The organism is Arachidicoccus terrestris, assembly GCF_020042345.1.
Lineage (GTDB): Bacteria > Bacteroidota > Bacteroidia > Chitinophagales > Chitinophagaceae > Arachidicoccus > Arachidicoccus terrestris.
Window position 1 is genome coordinate 738,240 of the sequence record NZ_CP083387.1, and the last position, 20,052, is coordinate 758,291.

Annotated in this window: 17 protein-coding genes; 11 read left to right on the plus strand and 6 right to left on the minus strand. The window is 42.7% G+C overall.

All coding sequences use genetic code 11. The features are described from left to right. Positions 1 to 9 precede the first annotated feature (9 nt). From K9M52_RS02965 to K9M52_RS02980, 4 genes are all read left to right on the plus strand, one after another. Positions 10 to 453, plus strand: coding sequence for a hypothetical protein (locus K9M52_RS02965; RefSeq protein ID WP_224070579.1), 444 nt, complete (start codon positions 10 to 12; stop codon positions 451 to 453). A 16-nt stretch (positions 454 to 469) separates the two neighbouring features. After that, positions 470 to 1,447 (plus strand): bifunctional methionine sulfoxide reductase B/A protein, encoded by a 978-nt coding sequence (locus tag K9M52_RS02970; protein ID WP_224070580.1) that lies wholly within the window; start codon positions 470 to 472, stop codon positions 1,445 to 1,447. 11 nt (positions 1,448 to 1,458) lie between these two features. Further along, on the plus strand, positions 1,459 to 2,433 hold the full coding sequence (trxB, locus tag K9M52_RS02975; protein ID WP_224070581.1) for a thioredoxin-disulfide reductase: 975 nt from the start codon (positions 1,459 to 1,461) through the stop codon (positions 2,431 to 2,433). A gap of 175 nt (positions 2,434 to 2,608) precedes the next feature. Next, entirely contained in the window at positions 2,609 to 2,905 is a 297-nt protein-coding gene (locus K9M52_RS02980) for a GNAT family N-acetyltransferase (protein WP_224070582.1), read from the plus strand. Positions 2,906 to 3,645: 740 nt separating this feature from the next. Here K9M52_RS02980 and K9M52_RS02985 read toward each other — a convergent pair. Then, complete coding sequence (locus K9M52_RS02985) at positions 3,646 to 4,680, minus strand: LacI family DNA-binding transcriptional regulator (RefSeq protein WP_224070583.1); 1,035 nt, start codon at positions 4,678 to 4,680, stop codon at positions 3,646 to 3,648. A gap of 391 nt (positions 4,681 to 5,071) precedes the next feature. Between K9M52_RS02985 and K9M52_RS02990 the strand changes: the two genes are divergently transcribed. Together K9M52_RS02990 and K9M52_RS02995 are read left to right on the plus strand one after the other, a co-directional pair. Continuing rightward, positions 5,072 to 5,959, plus strand: a complete 888-nt coding sequence (locus K9M52_RS02990; protein WP_224070584.1) for an inositol oxygenase — start codon at positions 5,072 to 5,074, stop codon at positions 5,957 to 5,959. A gap of 201 nt (positions 5,960 to 6,160) precedes the next feature. Continuing rightward, positions 6,161 to 7,798 carry a sodium/sugar symporter gene (locus K9M52_RS02995; RefSeq protein WP_224070585.1) on the plus strand — a complete coding sequence of 546 codons (1,638 nt, stop codon included), beginning with the start codon at positions 6,161 to 6,163 and terminating at the stop codon, positions 7,796 to 7,798. 147 nt (positions 7,799 to 7,945) lie between these two features. Here the strand turns inward: K9M52_RS02995 and K9M52_RS03000 are convergent, their stop codons facing one another. From K9M52_RS03000 to K9M52_RS03010, 3 genes are all read right to left on the minus strand, one after another. Continuing rightward, on the minus strand, positions 7,946 to 9,235 hold the full coding sequence (locus tag K9M52_RS03000) for a relaxase/mobilization nuclease domain-containing protein (protein ID WP_224070586.1): 1,290 nt from the start codon (positions 9,233 to 9,235) through the stop codon (positions 7,946 to 7,948). 14 nt (positions 9,236 to 9,249) lie between these two features. Continuing rightward, on the minus strand, positions 9,250 to 9,660 hold the full coding sequence (locus K9M52_RS03005; protein ID WP_224070587.1) for a hypothetical protein: 411 nt from the start codon (positions 9,658 to 9,660) through the stop codon (positions 9,250 to 9,252). A gap of 224 nt (positions 9,661 to 9,884) precedes the next feature. Then, positions 9,885 to 10,301 carry a hypothetical protein gene (locus K9M52_RS03010; RefSeq protein ID WP_224070588.1) on the minus strand — a complete coding sequence of 139 codons (417 nt, stop codon included), beginning with the start codon at positions 10,299 to 10,301 and terminating at the stop codon, positions 9,885 to 9,887. Between the two features lie 561 nt (positions 10,302 to 10,862). Here K9M52_RS03010 and K9M52_RS03015 point away from each other — a divergent pair. From K9M52_RS03015 to K9M52_RS03035, 5 genes are all read left to right on the plus strand, one after another. Further along, complete coding sequence (locus K9M52_RS03015; protein ID WP_224070589.1) at positions 10,863 to 11,888, plus strand: helix-turn-helix domain-containing protein; 1,026 nt, start codon at positions 10,863 to 10,865, stop codon at positions 11,886 to 11,888. A 146-nt stretch (positions 11,889 to 12,034) separates the two neighbouring features. Then, entirely contained in the window at positions 12,035 to 12,505 is a 471-nt protein-coding gene (locus tag K9M52_RS03020; RefSeq protein WP_224070590.1) for a hypothetical protein, read from the plus strand. Between the two features lie 651 nt (positions 12,506 to 13,156). Next, entirely contained in the window at positions 13,157 to 14,125 is a 969-nt protein-coding gene (locus tag K9M52_RS03025; protein ID WP_224070591.1) for a helix-turn-helix domain-containing protein, read from the plus strand. 348 nt (positions 14,126 to 14,473) lie between these two features. Continuing rightward, positions 14,474 to 14,938, plus strand: coding sequence for a MauE/DoxX family redox-associated membrane protein (locus K9M52_RS03030; protein WP_224070592.1), 465 nt, complete (start codon positions 14,474 to 14,476; stop codon positions 14,936 to 14,938). A gap of 130 nt (positions 14,939 to 15,068) precedes the next feature. Further along, complete coding sequence (locus K9M52_RS03035) at positions 15,069 to 15,398, plus strand: hypothetical protein (RefSeq protein ID WP_224070593.1); 330 nt, start codon at positions 15,069 to 15,071, stop codon at positions 15,396 to 15,398. Between the two features lie 63 nt (positions 15,399 to 15,461). Here the strand turns inward: K9M52_RS03035 and K9M52_RS03040 are convergent, their stop codons facing one another. Then, complete coding sequence (locus K9M52_RS03040) at positions 15,462 to 16,850, minus strand: RagB/SusD family nutrient uptake outer membrane protein (RefSeq protein ID WP_224070594.1); 1,389 nt, start codon at positions 16,848 to 16,850, stop codon at positions 15,462 to 15,464. A 16-nt stretch (positions 16,851 to 16,866) separates the two neighbouring features. Continuing rightward, on the minus strand, positions 16,867 to 20,049 hold the full coding sequence (locus K9M52_RS03045) for a SusC/RagA family TonB-linked outer membrane protein (RefSeq protein ID WP_224070595.1): 3,183 nt from the start codon (positions 20,047 to 20,049) through the stop codon (positions 16,867 to 16,869). Between the last annotated feature and the right edge of the window lie 3 nt (positions 20,050 to 20,052).

Below are 20,052 nucleotides of genomic sequence, written 5' to 3' on the forward strand. Positions count from 1 at the left end.
AAAATAAATATGGATAAAATACATTTAAAAGCTAACTTAATTAAAGCACACGAACAGACAATCCAAGGCTTAAAAGAAGATTATGCGAATCTTCAAACGGAAGGAAACCTGAATCTTGAAGATGTCCGTGACCTTGACGACAATTCTCACAGAGAGCAGGCAGAAGAATACCTTTACGCGCTTGAAAGACAGATTTCCCAGCGAGAAACTGAACTGAGGCAGCTCCGGAACCTGGATTTTGGCAAAAAAGACGCCGTAACAGAAGGTGCTGTGGCACTCGTAAACGGAAACTACTACATAATCGGCATTCCTGCCTGCCAGTTTGACCTGGACGGGAAACATTATATAGCCATGTCACCGGATGCGCCCTTCTACGAACAACTGATGGGCAGAAGACAAAATGACTCATTCCTGTTTCAGGAAAAGCAATTTACAGTGGAAAACATTTTTTAATACTAAAAACAACACAATGTTAAAGTGGATCGATATCATAAAATTCGCCAATAACGGAAGCCCCGCTCCCGACAAAAGAGTTGAAAAAACACCCGATGAATGGAAAGCGATATTAACACCCGAACAATATAACATTACCAGACTCAAAGGAACCGAACGGGCGTTTAGCTCAGAGTTGTGTTCATATTTTGAGCCGGGGCGTTACGCCTGCGTATGCTGCAATACGGAGCTATTTGATGCCGAAACAAAATTTGAAAGCGGGACCGGATGGCCTTCTTTTACGCAGCCGATAAAAGAAAATGTCGTCGCCTATCACAAAGACACGGCTTTCGGCATGCAGCGGATCGAGGCGTTATGCAGTACATGTGACGCACATCTGGGCCACGTGTTTCAGGATGGGCCCAAACCTAGCGGGCTTCGTTATTGCATGAATGCCGTCTCCCTCAAAAAAATTGAGGTTAAAGAAAAAAAAGCCGATTTCGGAGGCGGTTGCTTTTGGTGTACAGAAGCTATATTTCAACGTATTAAAGGCGTTCTGAAAGTAGAAAGCGGCTATAGTGGGGGCACTACGGTTAACCCGACGTACAGAGAAGTCTGCAGTGGCACAACCGGTCACGCAGAAATGATCGAAGTCACCTACGACCCTGACCAGATATCCTATGAAGACCTGCTGCGCATCCACCTGACCACCCACAACCCTACCACAGTTGACAAGCAAGGGGCTGACCGCGGGTCCCAATACCGAAGTATTATTTTCTACAGGTCAGAAGACGAAAAACAATTGGCCATCCATGTCATCGAAGAAATACAGAAAGATATTCCTGATATGATTGTCACTCAGGTAGAAATGTTTGAGCATTTTTACAAAGCAGAAGCGTATCACCAGAATTATTACAATAATAATCAGGAAGGCGGATACTGTCAAGCGGTCATCGATCCTAAACTCGCAAAATTCAGGAAAGATTATGACAGGCGACTCATCAACAAAGATTAAAATCAAAGCAAATGGATGAAAAACAAATAGAAAAAGTAAACTGTCTGATCATTGGCTCGGGCCCTGCTGGTTATACCGCGGCCATCTATGCAGCCAGAGCGGATCTAAAACCAATATTGTATACAGGGCTATTTATCGGCGGACAACTCACCAAAACAGGTGAAGTAGAAAACTATCCAGGCTACCCTGATAGCACAATGGGCCCGGAAATGATGGCAAATTTCCATAGACAGGCCGCAAAAATGGGCGCTGATCTGAGAATTGGCTATGCCAATGCAGTAGATTTCTCCAAAAGGCCCTTCCGTGTATCCATTGACGACAAAAAAGAGCTACTAGCCGATACTGTAATTATCGCTACAGGCGCAACGCCAAAGTGGCTTGGCCTGGAGGCAGAGCAGACATATGCTGGCAAAGGGGTATCTGCTTGTGCGACCTGTGACGGTTTTTTCTTTAAAGGCCAGGACGTGGCCATTGTCGGCGGTGGCGACACTGCCGCCGAAGAAGCTTTACATTTGGCCAAACTTTGTAAAAAAGTGTATATGCTGGTTAGAAAGACCGGATTCAGGGCATCCAAAACCATGGTGCACAAAATAGAAAACACCGAGAACATTGAAGTCATTTTTAACGTAGAAGTAAAAAATATAGTAGGCGATGGGCGAAAAGTAAATGGAGTCTGCCTACGCAATAACCAAACGAATACCGACTTAACATTATCGGTAAGCGGCTTTTTCGTAGCCATCGGGCACCATCCCAATACAGAGCTGTTCAAATCCTGGCTAGACATGGATAAGGCAGGTTATATACAAACAAAGAATTGTTCCACGGCAACAAATATTCCCGGTATCTTCTGTTGCGGTGATGCGCAAGATGCAAATTACCGGCAGGCAATTACAGCGGCAGGATCGGGATGTATGGCAGCTATTGACTGTGAAAGATTCCTATTGGCAATGGAGCACAGTCCGATAGCAATAGCTGATGTAAGCTAATGCTTATATCCATTATTACAAACCTAAGCATATCAATGGTATTGAAGCACATAAGATAAAGCAGAGTCCAGGATAGATAAACGACCGGCGGCAATAAAACGGATCACGCAATAAAGTAGGCTAAACACTATGCAACGTTTTTTATTAAATTCTTCATCACGAAAAAACTACTAAAATGGAAACAATAGAAATACACGAAGGAGAGAAGGGAATTTCCTTTTTTTCACTCAATATAGACGGAAAAGAAATCGGGAGAATGACGGTAAGTGTCAAGGCCGATACGCTCAAAGCAGGTTATACGAGTATCGGGCTGACACATCGAAAAGGAGGCTACGGTAAGAAGCTCGTCAATTCCGTTGTCGAATATGCAAGAGAAAACAACTTAAAAATAATACCGGAATGCGGCTTCGTCGCCATGATGTTTAATAAGCATCCAGACCTATATGACGATATCCGGGCCCCAATGGAATAACAACGGGGCTTGACGTAGAACAGGCATTATTCATTTTAATAGAATAAGAGCTGTTTAAAGTGGTAAAACAAGCATCGTCTATCCTTTATGAGACCGCGTCAGTGTCTAAAGTTGCAAACGATGCTTGTTTATTCACTTAGGTAACTATAGGGCTATTTTGATGAACAGAATTCCTCGATATAATTTGTTTGTCGTTTTTTACCCAAAACCGATGTCCATTACAAGCTGTTTCCCATTTTTCAATAATTGGCCTTACAAATTCTATTTAGAAAATTCGTACTTGAATGTCTTTTACTGCAATGCGTCAACATGTACTGGAGTTATGGGGCAGCTCTGAGTACACGCAGCTATTTTGGCGTATTTCAAATGCGGTGCCTTTCCGATCGGGTAAAAAATTGGGGGATTGATAGATATTTATTTACAGATATCCCCGTTGTCTTAAGATCTCATCTATCTCCTTCTGCGACAATTGTTGATTATCCAAGCCTCCTATTGGACCAAAAGTTCTTCTATTTCCTATGCACCAGCTTTCCCTCCCGCCCCACAAAAGGAGTCGACTCGATATCTTTTACAATATCTAAAACACCAAACTTTACTCATGGCCACAAGCAATCCTTTAGGAAATATCGGGCCCAAGTCCACCCTAGTTACATCAGATACGAAGAATCAGTTCCCTTACTAAAATAAAAATCCTCCTGACGGGGGATATACTATGGCCAAACAAGTGTCCTTTTTGAGACCTATATGCTTTTAAACCGGCTTGCTGTAGACGCCCGAACAGCCAAAGTGGAAGGAATCACAATATTTTCATCTTTTAAAGTAAAGCTTTTTTGCTCTATGGACTTAATTAATATGGAGCTGGCCAGTTGGCCCATTTCAAAAGCCGGCTGCGTTATTGTAGTCAGGGAGGGATCCAAAATACTAACCGAAGCAAGGTTGGAAAAACTGACGACTTTTACATCCGCCGGTATATCCAGTCCGAGCTCACGACAGCTTAAATAAATATCTGTCGTAAATTTCTCTACAGAGGCCACAATACCGTCGGGCCGGTCAGGTTTGAGGAGCGCCGCCTTAATCTGTTTGTAATTAATTTCAGAAACCCTGTTAGAAAGCAAGAGATGCGAAAACCCGTCTTCAACGCCATGATCCCTGCAGGCCTGCAGGCAGCCCTGCTTACGCTTATTATTGATCTGTAAACTATTAGAAATAGAAAAGAAAGCAACACGCTTGCAGCCACATTCGATTAAATGTTCAGCCGCCTTATACCCACTCTCATAATCATTGGTGGTGATCTTGGCGGTCTCAATCTCCTCACAGATCCGGTCAAAAAATACGATAGGCATATCCCTGTTGAACAAAGCGCGAATATGGTCAATCCCATCCGTTTCAGAGCTGATGGACAAAAGGACGCCATCTACCCTGCCACTTGCCAGGTCTTTACAGATCGCTTCTTCTCTTAAAATACTTTCATGAGTCAGATACAGCAGCACGTGATATCCTTTTTCAATGGCTACAGACTCTATCCCGTTTATGGCGAGGGAGAAAAAACTGTCCGCCACCTCTGGCAGAACAACCGCAATCGTTTTACTCTTCCGGTGCCTTAGGCTTCCGGCGTAGGGGTTAGGTATGTAATTCAGTTTTTCAGCAACAGCCATCACCCGCTTTTTAGTCGCGGCACTTATTTCATGACTGTCCCTGAGGGCTTTGGAGACAGCCGCCGTCGAGAGGTTCAACTCTTTTGCCAATTCTTTGATCGTGATATTTCCCCTTGCCATATAAATTTTTCCCGTTATATAAATACCCCTAATCCTGTTAAGCGTCTATGTAAAAAATGATTTGCAAAGGCAATACCATAAAAATAGCGCCCATTGAATGATCACGCTGTCCTCATGTCTGCCCCTCCAGCCTTTCAAACAGAAAACCGATCCATCCCCTCCATCCAGTTCACTTTCTTGTAAAATAGGCCATCCGCGTGACAATCATTCCCTGCAATATAAGCAATTGATTGCAGATTATGACAGGCCGCGGTAGCAGACGGATGATGATTTCCGGCCGGGCGATTAATTAAACGTTTAAGTGAATAAATCCGCGTCTTTGACAAAAGCGATACTATATCCTTCGTATATTAGCTATTCATTATCCACCTGCCATTTAATATCTACTACCATGATGACAGATCATAACCATACTTCCAAAGAAAACAATCCCTTAAAAAGTATTGAGGAGTGGGAAGAAGACATTTTAGAGCGTTATCCGGATCCGGCTTCCATTACAAAAGAAAAACAGGAAGACGCCTTTCGTAATTATGAAGCGCCGGCCAGGGACACCGTGAAAGAATTTTACCGCCTGAACCATAAATACCAGACATACGACTTTGTCCAAAAGAAAAAAGCAGCATTCCTGAGCTTTGACAAAAAAGAAATGCCCATCTGGGATTCCTTTGACTTTTTAAACAGTTTGGTGGATGACTCAGATCCGGACATCGAACTGGACCAGATGCAGCATCTATTGCAAACCTCAGAGGCCATCCGTAATGACCATCATCCTGACTGGATGGTACTGGTCGGTCTCATCCACGATATGGGCAAGGTCCTCTGTCTTTTCGGTGAACCGCAATGGGCGGTGGTGGGTGATACATTCCCGGTCGGATGCGCCTATTCAGACAAGATTGTCTACCCCGAGTTTTTTAAAGAGAACCCGGATTTTCATAATAAGCAGTATCAGACCAAATACGGGATCTATGAACCCAATTGCGGTTTAGACAACGTTCACCTGTCCTGGGGACATGATGAATATATCTATCACATGATGAAAGACTATCTTCCTGAACCGGGGCTGTATATGCTGCGCTACCATTCCTTCTATGCACAGCACCGCGAACAGGCCTACGATCATTTGCTAAGTGACCATGACAAGGAAATGTTCAAATGGGTCCGCCTTTTCAATCCATATGACTTGTATTCTAAAAATCCCAATCAGAAAAGCTGGGAAGAGCTCAAACCTTACTATCAGGACCTGGTCCACAAATACCTTCCTGAGCGATTAAAGTTCTAGAAAACCTCGGTCACTCCATTATCTTTGAAAATCAAGATCTTCGTCTACATATAAAACACCCTTCTGTTCTATAAAGTTAGGTTTGGTTACACAAGCCTAACTTTATTAACAATGGCACAGCAATCAATAGTAAAGAGATTGGCAGTACAAAGCCATAACACGGGTTGACCCCCTCATTCCTTTTACCGATAAAAACAGAAAATGAAGCAGCTGCAAACAGCCGATTATATTGTATTTTTTATCTATTTTGTTGCCGTTTCCCTGTATGGTTATTATATTTATCGCAAAAAAAAGGCCCAGACTACAGACTCCAAAGATTTCTTTCTGGCCGAAGGCTCTCTTACCTGGTGGGCCATTGGTGCTTCACTGATTGCTTCCAATATATCCGCAGAACATTTTATCGGCATGTCCGGCTCCGGCTTTGCGTTGGGCCTGGCCATCTCCTCCTACGAATGGATGGCGGCAGCGACCCTGATTATTGTCGCCATATTTATCATACCGGTGTATCTGAAAAACAAGATCTACACCATGCCCCAGTTTCTGGCGAAGCGCTACAGTGACAGCGTCAGCAGCATTATGGCGATTTTCTGGTTATTGGTTTATGTATTTGTCAATCTGACCTCCATTATCTATCTGGGCGCACTGGCCATCTCCTCTATCTCCACCATCAGCTTTGGCTGGAGCGTATTCGCCCTGGTCCTGTTTGCGCTGTTTGTCACACTGGGTGGCATGAAAGTCATTGGTTATACGGATGTGGTTCAGGTATTGGTTTTAATCATCGGCGGCCTGGTCACCACTTACCTGGCACTTACATTATTATCAGACCAGTTTGGTTTTGGCAAAGACATTCTCAAAGGGTTGTCTATACTGCGAAAAGAGGCCCCCGAGCATTTCCATATGATCTTCAAGCCATCCAACCCCTATTATAAAGACCTGCCAGGTATCTCTGTGCTGGTGGGTGGCATGCTGGTTAATAACCTTGCCTATTGGGGCTGTAATCAATATATTGTACAAAGGGCACTGGGCGCTGATCTGAAAACAGCCCGCAAAGGAATTTTATTTGCAGCCTTTTTGAAGCTGCTCGTGCCGGTGATTGCCGTTTTACCGGGTATCGTCATGTATGTACTGCATAGCAGGGGTATGTTTCATGCAGAGATGGCAGATGTAGCCGGCGTTGTCAAGCCGGACCACGCCTACCCCACGCTGATGAACCTGTTACCTTCCGGGCTTAAGGGAGTTGCCTTCGCGGCCCTTACGGCTGCAGTGGTGGCCTCTCTTGCCGGGAAAGCCAATAGTATCTCTACGATATTCTCACTGGACATCTATAAAAAGCATATCAATAAAAACGCTTCCGAAAAGAAAATGGTCGGTATAGGCAAATGGGTCGTCATCGTCAGTTTAACGATCGCGGCCTTGATAGCCCCTGCTTTAAAGTCCCTGGACCAGGCCTATCAGTTTATCCAGGAATACGTCGGATTTATCTCTCCCGGCGTGCTGGCCATCTTCCTATTGGGTTTCTACTGGAAGCGGACCACCACCGCTGCCGCCATGACAGGCGCCTTACTGACGATTCCACTCTCAACGGTCCTCAAATTTCTGCCCGAATGGACGGGCGGCCTGTTCCCGGATTATCCATTTTTAGACAGAATGGGCATCACCTTTGTCGTGATAACCGCGACCATGGTTGTCATGAGCCTCGTGAAGCCCAGTCAGGCCGTAAAAGACGAACAGTCTATCATCAAAGTCGATACCTCTATGTTTAAAATCAATGCCGGCTTTGCATTTGGATCCATTATCATCATGGGGATATTGACGGCGCTTTATACCGTGTTCTGGTAAGAATAGCTATCTGGATTTGAGCGAATCAACAGTAATATTAAATGCATAATAATTTGCAGACAATACTTGATAGCTGTGATCGCCTGTGCATATCTGCGACTCCTTACCTGAAAGCTGCTACCTGAAATGGAATCCAGTTCATAATATCTATAAACCCAGCTCTAAACCCTTACGCTGCTGCTTCCTTTTTGATAATGCACGCTGCTGCCTATAGCGGTCTTTATCATAATATAGATGATCCCTTAAAATTTCAAAAACGGGCAATTCATTGCCAGGATAAAGGCGGCTCTCTTCCTGAGGCTCCCCGCCAGGCGCCTCGGCGGCATCTTTTGTCTGATCAGAACAGGTCAATTGCAGACCATTCGCTTCCTGCGATAACCCGATATTAGGCAGCACAGGCCCAAGCATATTATTATCAGGCACTCTTGCTATACTTAGAAAAGTTTCATAATGATATTTCTTTCCCAGCTCCCAGTCATTAAAGACTGAGCGGGCACCATTATCAATAAAGGTAGCCCCAAAGACTTTACCTTCCGGGTTTGTGTTAAAAACAATGCGTATACCTTGTGCTCGCAACCGTGTTTCCATTTCCGCCTGATTTGCCCCACTGATGAGCGCTTTATCCAGATGATATCTGAGCCGCATCCGGAGAGCCCCTCGACTCATTTCATTGACAGCGAAACGTCTTTCCAGCAGTTTTAACGTCGGCGAGCCGAAAATATTGCTGGATTTGATGGCCTTGCCCACCCGTTTACCCTGTTCATCTAACAGATAGTAAATCAGTCCCCGATTGGCATGCAGCCTGCTCCCGGGGCGGCCGGCATCTGCCATGATGCCAAATTGATTCAAGACAGCATTGAACTGCGGTAAAGAGCCAGTGTTATAGCTTTTTTCAACCTGGCTTACAACAGAGGAAATAGCCATCCAGGTAGACATCTCTCCATAACGGATCCGGTGCAAAGGAACCCTTTCCAACTGAATATTTTGTCTGCTGTGCCGGTCTCCCATCGGGTGAAGTCCATAGAACTGGTCTATCACCCTGGCTACCGCCAGGGAAGCCTCCCACCCCAACCGCTGCGTGGGCATGCGCCTGCCTCCCTCCTCAATAGCAACACTGACCAGATGCACATGAGGATGTCCGGCGTCAAAATGCTGATAAACCAGATAAGGTTGTTTATCAAAACCGATACCCCGCATATAGTCGCCAGTGATCTGGATCAATTTTGTCGAATCCAGCGTATCCTCCTTTATAAAGTTCAGTGAAACATGCATGACACTAGCCTTCGACCTAGTGTTCTGGCGGCTCAGTTTTCGAAACACCTCCAGTTTTCTTTGGGCCGAAAGATGTGCTGCATCTGTGCCAAACCCAGATGCAAAGAGCAATTTGGCAGCTGAAGCGTCTACTTTCTTTTCATTGTAGTTCAACGTACTGCTCATCGAGCCGGAAAAATTTACTCTGGCAACCATTTTTCTGAAAGTTTAGTAATCCTATCAAGCAGGGGCGTTATCCTATGGCGGACAGCCTCTACACGGGCATCTATGCTCCCGGCCGCAGATCGCGTTGGAATCCCTTCCTCGTCAGGGGCCTCCATTTGGATAGCAGAAATGCCCCGTAAATCAATATCCATACTGCTTAAATGATTATACAGCCTGAAAAGCGCCCACATTACCTCATCTAGTGCAAATTCTTCATGCCTGACAATCACCTTTCTGTTGTCAATACGCTCCCGGATCAGTGCGCTCATCGAGGGGAAGCCGCCTGCTCTTTTCTGTTCCAGCAGTTCCGCATATATTTTTCCGGATACCCCAAAAGTAAACATTTTATGCACCGGGGCCTTGCCGTCTTTCTCCAATACGCTCATCGCTATTAAATCTAAAAAGATTAACAAATCAAAATTATACGAACTACCGGCGGCTAAAAACTAAGCACCCTGCCTGCTTCAAAGAGCCATCGATAACGCCTGATCATCCTTCCACCTGAAACAACCCTTCATGCGCTATTCTCCGCTCAGGATAGCCGGGCCCAAACGGAGGCCTGACTAAGCTAATGGTGTGAACTAGACGTCCTACAATAAAAAACCGGCTTTTACTCAGTAGCGCTCAATTTGCCGGCAATCCTGCCAACCAGTTCATACAGTACCGGAATTTGATCACCCACCTTCTGATAAATGGATACCGCCGTTTCGACGTAAGAGAGCCGGACCTCGGGATCCTGAACCGTGTAGAGGCTCCTGGCAAGCCTTCTGATAGATCCGCTGTAAATGTCTAGCTCCATTTCCACAGCGGCTATCTCTTTTAATAAACCGTCAAGGCTGTCACCATAGTACACCGCAACGACGGCTCTCTTATTGAGTATATGACGTACCAACTCGGCTTTTGTCTGGAACAGCGTTGCAGCCATTAAATCAAACAAGCTTCTATACTGACAAATAGAAAGGAGCACAGAAATCTGCCTGTTGGTTGATAATTGACTATTCTTTCCATCCTTCTGACACTGCTGCATGAAGTTTCGCTGTTATGATGATGACAATACCGGTAGATAACTTCAATAGAAATGCGGCAATGAAGCCTCTTATTGAGGTGCTTGACCCATTTCCAACATACTTATAGGCTGGATTGACGCTTTTTTGCAGATAAATACCTCCGCTTAAAGGGCGCCATTCAGCTTCCATTTTCAGCCAAAACCGGATCGGCAAATGTGAAGCGAAAACTTCTACGTTTTTGCTAGTATGATACTATTAATAGATTTTTTTGTGACTTTGTTGTGTTTTAGTGGCTTTCACAAAACAAGTATGTCAGTAATGACAGCAATCCGGGGTTTCTCAAACAGGCTGCACTTTATTCCTAATTCTCGCATATATATTTCAGAAAAGTTCGTTTTAAAGATACGGCAGCGCTACTTGCGCCAAGCCAACTATCATGATTTTCCCATTTTAAACGCCACAATTACTGCAATTACGTATCTTTACCACAGTTCGGCACATCTCCGCTGCAGCTATAATGCCAAAGTTACAAGCAGTTTATCATAAGATCTGGTAATTTTTAAGTACTACTTGACAGAAAAATGGACAATAGTTTCTTCGACATAAAATCGTCAAAAAATGACACCCACTATTGGAATAATATTCCCTATAAAAAGGGCAAGAACGGCATATTCCTGCCCGAAAGCGGAGTCATTTCCCTGCATAGCGGCTGGTCCGACATGCACTTCCACTTTTTTGACCGGGCCAAATACACCCTCTACATCAACCTTTATGATGTCCGTGACAGCAGGGAAACCCGTGTACAATCCGCAGGCTCCACTGTTGAATACACCATGATGCTGACCAACCAGGTATACAATCATCTGGGAGGACTACAACCAGCTGAAATCCCGCAAGGTGCTTTCAATATTACCTATCTCCCATTCGTTGATTCTCTTGTAAGATTTAAAAAAGGACAATTCTATTGTACACTTGACATCCATTTGAAAGACGTGTTCCTGAATGAACTAATGATCGATTTTCCATCAGTTATGGAACCCTTGCTGAATGCCATGGAGCATAAAACACCTAAAAGGGTTTTTGATCTCCATGCCCCCTGCACACTTTTTATGACAGACCTTGCCCGCTCTATTTTGCATTATCTGAATAGTGGCCCAGCCTATTTGCCGGTAGTCGACAAAAATGTCGAAGGCCTCATTGCGCATGCCGTGGCGTACAAAATGGGAACCTACAGTTCCTCTCTGGATGATAAAAGGACGCTGCTAATGCATGAAATTTACTACAAGGCGATCGAAAATCTTTCCAAGTTCCCCGGTATAGATGAACTCGCTCAATTTGCACAAACAAACCCCACCACGCTGCATCGAGAATTCAAAGAAATGTTTAATATAACCATAAAACAACACTGGATAGCGTACCGGCTCGACAAAGCATTACAGATGGTTGTTCATGAACGGGACAAGAGAATATCGGAAATTGCGCTAATCTTGGGATACACTTGCCTGGCGAATTTCAACAGAGCTTTCAAAGCCAAATACAAACACCCACCGGGTTTCTTCAGAAATGGACAAAGCGACATTGATTCAATACGCCTGGATGACCAATAGTTGTCTAAGAAGGCGCAATTTTGCAGTCTAATAATATAAGAATCAACAAAAATATTTACAAAAAGCTAATAATAATTTACTTTTTACAAAGTCTTTGCGGTAACTGTGTTTGATCTTTGGGGCAGAACATCAAAATAACCCCAATTATGAACGCAATATTACATATCGAGATAGAAGATCAGCAAGTAAAATACACAAATACACCCCCTAAGAGCCTCTCACAAGGCCTCTTTCATTTGGCTGATATCTGGGCAGTATCTGATCCCAGGGTGGATATCCTTATTCAAAGGAAATCCTATATGGATAACGCATTCTGGAAATACTCCTTTGTGGCGCACCAAAACGTCAAGTTGTATTTCTATCAGCCGGTTCAAAGTATATTCATGTTTTTCAATATCGGAAAAAGGCTTAAAGTACAGTTGGGGCACCAAGCCCCGACTGTCTACAACAATTACGAATACAACATGTTCACCATGCCCGAGTTTCGGCTAACGGCGTATCCGGCAGCGGGTAAAAACAAATTCGAATTGTTCTTAATGGATATTGGCAAAGGAGACAGAAACAGTGTGACAAGTGTCCTGGCAGCGGCCGCTCAACTTAACCAATTGAGCAGCTAAGCATTACTAATGAGCACCGGTCATCATGGAGCTAAGCGGGCATTCATTTATCTGCTTCTGACGAGGTAGGGGTTAAAAAATCCCCGTTATACCGCTATAATAAAACAGCTATTCCTCCGGCTACCTTAATCAATAGAGGAGCGGACAAACTTATATTAAAAACTGTTTACTCCGGTAATTTTGGGCTCCGACCAAAATTACCGTGTATTAAATACTTTTTAAGGGGGTCGTGGTATTTTAATTCATCCAGCCTTAGATGAATGACGCCTGTTGATGGGGCAGAAAAATCAATTAATATGGCACTTGTTGCAGCAGCCCCTGAATATTGATAATGCTGCCTGCCCGAAAGCCAGCCACGACGGCGACTTCATAACTGGTATCGACAGGAAAAGGCGCATAGCACCAGCGAGATGGTGACAATAGGCAACGGCGGTAAGATCTGTCGCCGTTGCTTTACTACTTGCTCCTCCAGTTACAAAAGAATTTAAATGTGACAGTTGATAGGCCAGATTACTGTGTCAAAATGCAGCAAAAGCGCAAATCCGCATTTTGACCCACACAAGCCGGCAGGCCGATTTAAAGTGCACTTATCTATTTGATATAGTCAAACAGTTTTCTACTGCCGAATGTCGCCGTCCCCCAAAATAAAATATGAGAAAAAATGATTATAATACGAACCCTCCCTATGTGATCTGCTTTTCAGAAAGGCCAAAAGCGACAAAGAACGTGAAAGGGAGGCTCCCTAGCTGGTGCAGGGTACCTGTTCCAAAAGCGGAGGAAGCAGTTTACTATCAATTTCCGGGTGTTGACATACTTAGCCAAAAGCTTAACCGGCTGCATTTTTCTGCCAATGCGGTCGAAATCCATACAGGCGTCCCATTCGAGTTACCCTTCCAAGTCAACGAAGACCAACTGTTTTTTCTATATATGCTGGAGGGTGGTATGGAGTTTAGTACTGCAGATGGTCTCTATATAACGAAAGCCCAGAAAAAGAACTTCTATCTGTCTCATAATGGACCTGGCATGTTTAAGGCTCGTATGGGGGCAGGAAAACATGTCGCATTTGTTGTCGCAATTAAGGTCAGTTGGGCAAAAAGAAACTTTCAGGAATTTGCCAATCTAAATCCCCTCCTGCAGGAAATGCTAAACGCAACACAGCCCTATAACATTATGCCACATTGCCGGATCGATAGGCAAGTAGAGCAATGGCTGGCGGAAGCGATCTCAACACCCCATACCAATACTGTCGTTCAGGATAGCACTTTTCGTATGTTTATATCGCTGACACTCGATCACTACGACACACTTTTGGCCGCTTCACAAGGCATGATCGCCTATAAAGTGAAACAATATATTGATGAGCATTATACCGACCATGATCTCAAATACAACAAACTGGCTTCCCTGCACTACATTACCGTACGTACACTCAACAATAAATTCAAGGCAGCCTATCACATTACAATACATGACTATTGCACGCTCCAACGTATGAAGATGGCGAAGCAGTTGCTGGAAAAGGAAGGAATGTTATTTAGCGACGTCTATTTTAAAGTCGGATACAACAACGAAAGCAGTTTCCGGTATGCTTACAATAAGTTCTGGAAAAAGGCTACATAACAATGCACGGCGCCTAAAAAGCTATTCCCACCAAAAAAAGACCGGTTTCATCAAAAAAGGAGGTAAAATTTACCTATTTTCTGTTTTTTGCGCCATATCAGTAGCTGAACTTTGTAATTGAAATAAGGATGATTATATCGAATGAATCTCCCAATATTGGAATATTATTACCGCTTGATGAGGCTGCATAAATAAGCTAATATTATCCCAGCTCACAGGTATTTCAAAGGGTAGCTCAAACACAAATCTGAATCTGAGAGTATAGCTGCAATAGGAACCACAGTTGGCAATAGCCATTGGTAATTATATTCTTTAATAAAAAGTGACCGAACGCTCAAAATAGCGAAAATGAAACGTAGTTTAATCATATCAATCATTTGTTCCTTACTTATTTTGCTATGGATTTATGCAGCAGGAAGTAAGTTACTGCAATATGATATATTCAAAATGCAATTATCCAAGCAGCCACTGCCTGAATGGTCCCTCTCTATACTAACATGGGCACTACCTAGCGTAGAAATCTTGACAGTCGCGCTGCTATGTTTTCAAAGAACGACAAGAATCGGCCTTTTGCTCTCTTTGTTATTAATGTCATGCTTCACGATATATGTCGGCTTAGCTTTAGGCAATGTCTTTGGAGATCTCCCCTGTGCCTGCGGAGGCATATTTCAAATCCTTGGATGGCGCGGCCACCTGGTACTTAACTTAATATTTACGGCTGTTGCTGCCACCGGATATTATTTACAGATAGAAAAAGGAAGAAATACCAATTATCTAGATATAAGAACCTCAAGGGCGAGTGCAATTGAGTAGGCATGCTTTACGGGAAGTAAGCTGAAAACCCAAAAAAGAGTAAGCAGATTGTTCACAAGTTGCGGCGTCATGAAGTCAGGCGCCGGACGACACTGGTATTACATTTTTTTACATTACAAATACTTTTTAAATGAAACACATCGCAAAAACCCTTCCGGCATTAGCAGTTGCAGCCGGAATGGCACTAGTCATGGTCACTAGTGGCTTTACAAAGACCAACACCGACCCATTTTGGGAGCTAAAATCTGGCATCACTCAGGTATCGACCGATCCTTCAGATTATGTACAATCAACCAATAATTGTCAAGGATCTGCCGAATTCTGTGGCTTTACCGCCCCAGCCATAGGATCTGAGCCAGATATCCCTAATGGAAGCGATCTTGAATCTGATCTTCAAAGCCTTCACGACGATCCTTCAAGTGGTGCTAATACGTCTCAGGTTATTTCTTTCAAAAACTAGCCTGTACGTCTCTTTATAAAGCAGGTAAGGTGTGAAGTCTCCAACTTACCTGCTTTTTGTTTACTACCTAGCATTTTGTGCAAAATCGCTGTAATCTATTGCTGCGTCAGGAATCAAAAATGCATAATGTAGATTATCAGGTGGCAGTTCATATAACTTGCCGTTAATAATCCTTTTGGGAATAATCTTATCTCCACCTAGCTGATTTAACCTGCGAATGTCAATCCACCGACACATTCTTCTAAAACATAACTCCTTGCGCCGCATGTCAAGAATAAAACCTACAACTTCTTTCGAGCTACTGGAACTAAAAGCAGTATATCCCCGTTTTTCAAATCTATTTTTACAAAGACTATTTATTATACTCACCGCTTCGGAAAGATTACCGAGTCTCGCTTCAGATTCGGCTTTTATAAGGTATACCTCATCAACAGAAAATCCTCCATAGAGTTTATTACCACCGGCCCCGCCATTATAATATCCATTAAAGGCCACCTTGCCGTTATAGCTATCAAAATAAAGTACCTTTCTCAGATCATTATCTGCATAACTTCGGTAAAGCGTCGAGTCAACTAACGCTTTACTAGGCAATAATACCGCATTATAACCGACATCAGCGTACCAAATTGTCTCAGTGTTGAAGTAAGGAAAAGGTATAGCGGCACTCGTGTCGATATCATTATAATCAATTAATTTGTTTTGCAATTCCAAACAAGAGTCTGAGAATGCAGCCGCACTTTTAAAATCCTGTACAACTAACATAACATTTGACAGAGCCGCATAGACAGCCGCCTTATTGGGCCTAAGCAGGGTCGATTGTACTTTAGGAAGAAATTTAGCTGCTGACTCCAAATCCTCTATAATTTGATCATAATTCTGTTGAAGTGTAGGCCGAGTCGCCTTAACATTAAAATCTGAGGTCAGTCTTAACGGCACACCCAGGCGTTCAGACGCGGATGCTGGATTATAAGGCAATGCATAAACTTGTGCAAGCTGAAAATGGGTTAGTCCACGATAGAACAAAGCCTCTCCCATAACTGCCCTGAGATCGGAGCGTTTAGCTCCATCTAAACCAACTTTCTCCGAATATTCGAGGACTATATTAGAGCAGAATATTCTCCGATAGGCGTTAAGCCAGTCTGTCCGTACATCTGTCGGCTCCCTCTCTAGCCCCCAATTATAATACGGAAGAGTGGTATTTGACGATAACGAGCCGTATACATCATCAGTTAAAAAATAATCGTCACTAGCCAATGCTCCATAAGACGAATAGCCATCATTCATTGTCATATTATTGTCTAAAATAGCCCGTAAATCGCCTACTGAGTGAGGTATGGTCAAAGACTTATCGGGAGATTTCTCCAAATACTTCTTGCAAGAGCAAAAAACCGATAAGAAAATTAATGTAACGAAAAAACATATGGTTCTGGAATAAGGATATTTTGTCGTCATAAGTGGTAATTTAATATTAAAAATTAATTTTCATCCCAATCGAAAACGATCTAGGTTTCGGATATCTTAAATAAACATCTGGATCTAGCCCTAAACCATTTCTCCTCCATAATATGCCTAAATTATCTCCGTATATATATGCTTCAATAGCAGGCCATTTACCATCATCTGGAAAGCGGTACGCCAGCTTGACATCTTTTAATCTAATGTTATCCCCTTTTTCAACTGTAACCACGGAATTAGTGAAAAAATTATCTCTATAGTAATCGGCGGGGTAAATCAAAGACGGGATGTCAGTATAATTCTCATCGCCCGACTCTTTCCACCTTTTATTAAAATCAGCATTACTAAATCCACCGCTATTTACTGACGTATAATTTATTGTTGGTCTTCTGAAGTAGTAGCCAAATTTGTAGGAAATATTGAATGATAAGGAGAAATTCTTATACGAGAATTCGTTTAGCCATGAACCGAAATATGGAGGCACAGCCGGTCCAGAAATCACAAGGTCATTCCAAGTAGACTTATTGGAAATGTTAATATAATTTTCAGACCTCTTACCCTCGAAAAAACCAATAGGGTTGCCATTCTCAGGGTTAAGTCCACCCCATTTGTAGCTAATAATATTATAGGGAGGTAAACCAATTTTCGGTGATATCTCATGACCGTCTCCAATATATCTATGAGCTGGGTTTTGAAGAAAATACTCACTCACCTTAACATTGTCGTAGGAAAGCATCAAAGTGCTATTCCATCTAATCTTCCTTCGAAGTATATGTGCATCTAAAGTAACATCAACCCCATGAGCTTCCAGGCTTGCAACATTTTGCCTCAAACTGGCAAATCCGGTCAATGTCAGATCGATTGGCGATGCCGTAATAAGATCAGATGAGTTCTTGATATAATACTCGACTGTCCCATCTAATATCCCATCTACTATTCCAAAATCAACAGCTAGGTTAATCATCTTTATTTTCTCCCATCTCAAATCTGGATTAGGTGGGTTACTTATTCTTGCAGACGGTAAGTGACTGGTTACAGAATTATTAGTCCTGTATGACAAAGTAGTAACCGCCGGAACTGAACTATTAACATTTCCACTAAAACCAAGTGTTGATCTGAATTTAAGATATGGAATGAAGCCGATATTGTAGAACTTTTCCTTAGAGATTATCCAGGAAACTCCAGCAGACCACAATGGTTTCCATCTATTGTTAGTAGCTACACCTAAAATATTAGAAGCGTCCTTTCTCGCGCTTAAAGATAAGCTAACTCTATTGTCATAATTATAGCCAATATTTCCATAAATAGAGACCATTCTATTCAAGTGACCGGAAAACCCTGTTAGGTTGGGAACGACAGGATTGTAACTTAAACCATCAAGAACAGGTTGGCGATATACTGTATTGGTGTTTATGAACGTCGCATTTACATCGTTATACCCATAAACGCGATTCTTATTTCCAGATGTCTCAACCTGTCGAACCTCCCCACCCACGATAGCATTTACAGCATGCTTCTCTAAAAAGACTTTATCAAAATCGATTTGTCCGCGAAAATTATTAGTGAAAGCACTAACGCTTTGAAGGTCTTGAATACCGCCAACTGGAACGCCATGACTCACGTCATCTCCATCAATATAAGTAAAAAGATTAATCAGGTTTCTGGCATAATAGCTATTCTTTTTAAAGTAATCCTGAATCTTTGTCCTTTCCTCCCCATGCTGATAAAATAATTGAATTTTCATAAACGGTAAAAACTCATATGTTGCATGCGCATTAAGTATTAAGTTCGATCTAGATATACCGTGCAAAACTGCTCCTCGATCCAAAAGTGGAGAATAACTCCAATCAAGTAACTTTCCATTTCCTGCCGTATCTTTAAAGTCTGAGCGATAATCCTTATCGATATAGGCAGGTGTTCCGTCTGCATTAACCAGCGAAGCATATGGATACAAAATTGTGTTATCTATATAGGTAATAGGATACGTTCCATTATTATTCTGTTTTGCCCATGAGCCTGTATAACTAAACTCTAGCGAAAGTCTCTTTATAGGACTAAACTTCAGCTGTGAATGCCAAGTCGTTCTTTGATTGTCGTCACCTACTAACGAAGACAGATCTTTGGCATAACTCAAAGATGTCAAATATGAAAATGTCTTCCCACCTCCAGAAATGCTAGCAGCATATTGCTGTTGCAATGCCCTGCGAAATAAATAGTCCATGTAATCTTTGCGAATGTCGTTATCTCGATAAGCATCTATTTGCAACTGAGCGTCAGAGGAACTAATCTCTCCATCCCTTTCTTGCTGCAGAATACTTATAACCGGAGTTACAACAGGATAATTACGGTTGTCAGACAAAGTAGCATCATAATATCCATTGTCAAATAGAAACTTCTCATAATCAATATAATCCGATGAGCTCATCTGCGACATAGCAAATAAATCTGGCTTATCAGTCACCATCAAATTACTACTAATGGTCAATTTTGCCTTCTGATTATATCTTCCGGATTTAGTGGTAATCACGATAACCCCATTTCCCGCCTTCGCGCCCCAGATTGAAGCAGCTGCAGCATCTCGCAGAATAGTCACGTCTTGTATATCATTCGGATTGATATCATCGATATCTCCCTCATAAGGAAAGTTATCCAATACAATCAAGGGACTGCTGACCTCCGGCCTTTCTGTTAATGTTCCCACCCCCCTTATAGTTAGCGGCGTATGTGTGCCAGACTTATCTACCAAAAGGCTATTTGTAACTCCATCAAGCCTATCTATGATATTTGAACTGACGGACCGATTAAGTAACTTTTGATCAATATGTATGAAAGAACCAGTTGCTCTTTCCTTCGGTAGAGCTTGATACCCCGTTTTCACAATAACCTCTCGAAGTTTATTTGAATCCAGAGGAGAAAGAAAGATTACATGGCCCGAAAGCAAATTTTGATGTATCTCCAAAAATGCCGTCACATACCCAACCCTCTCAATTCGGATAGAATCCTTAGGTCTAATCAACATTCTAAAATATCCACTATCATCTGACACTGCATGCTCACCTGAATAAAGTGACGTAATAACTGCTCCAGAAAGAGATTCTTTAGAATTGCGATCCAAAATTCGCCACCTTAGAGAGTCTTGCGCAACTAAATGTGTACTAATTGTTATTGAAAACAATAGAATAAAAATATTCTTCATGAA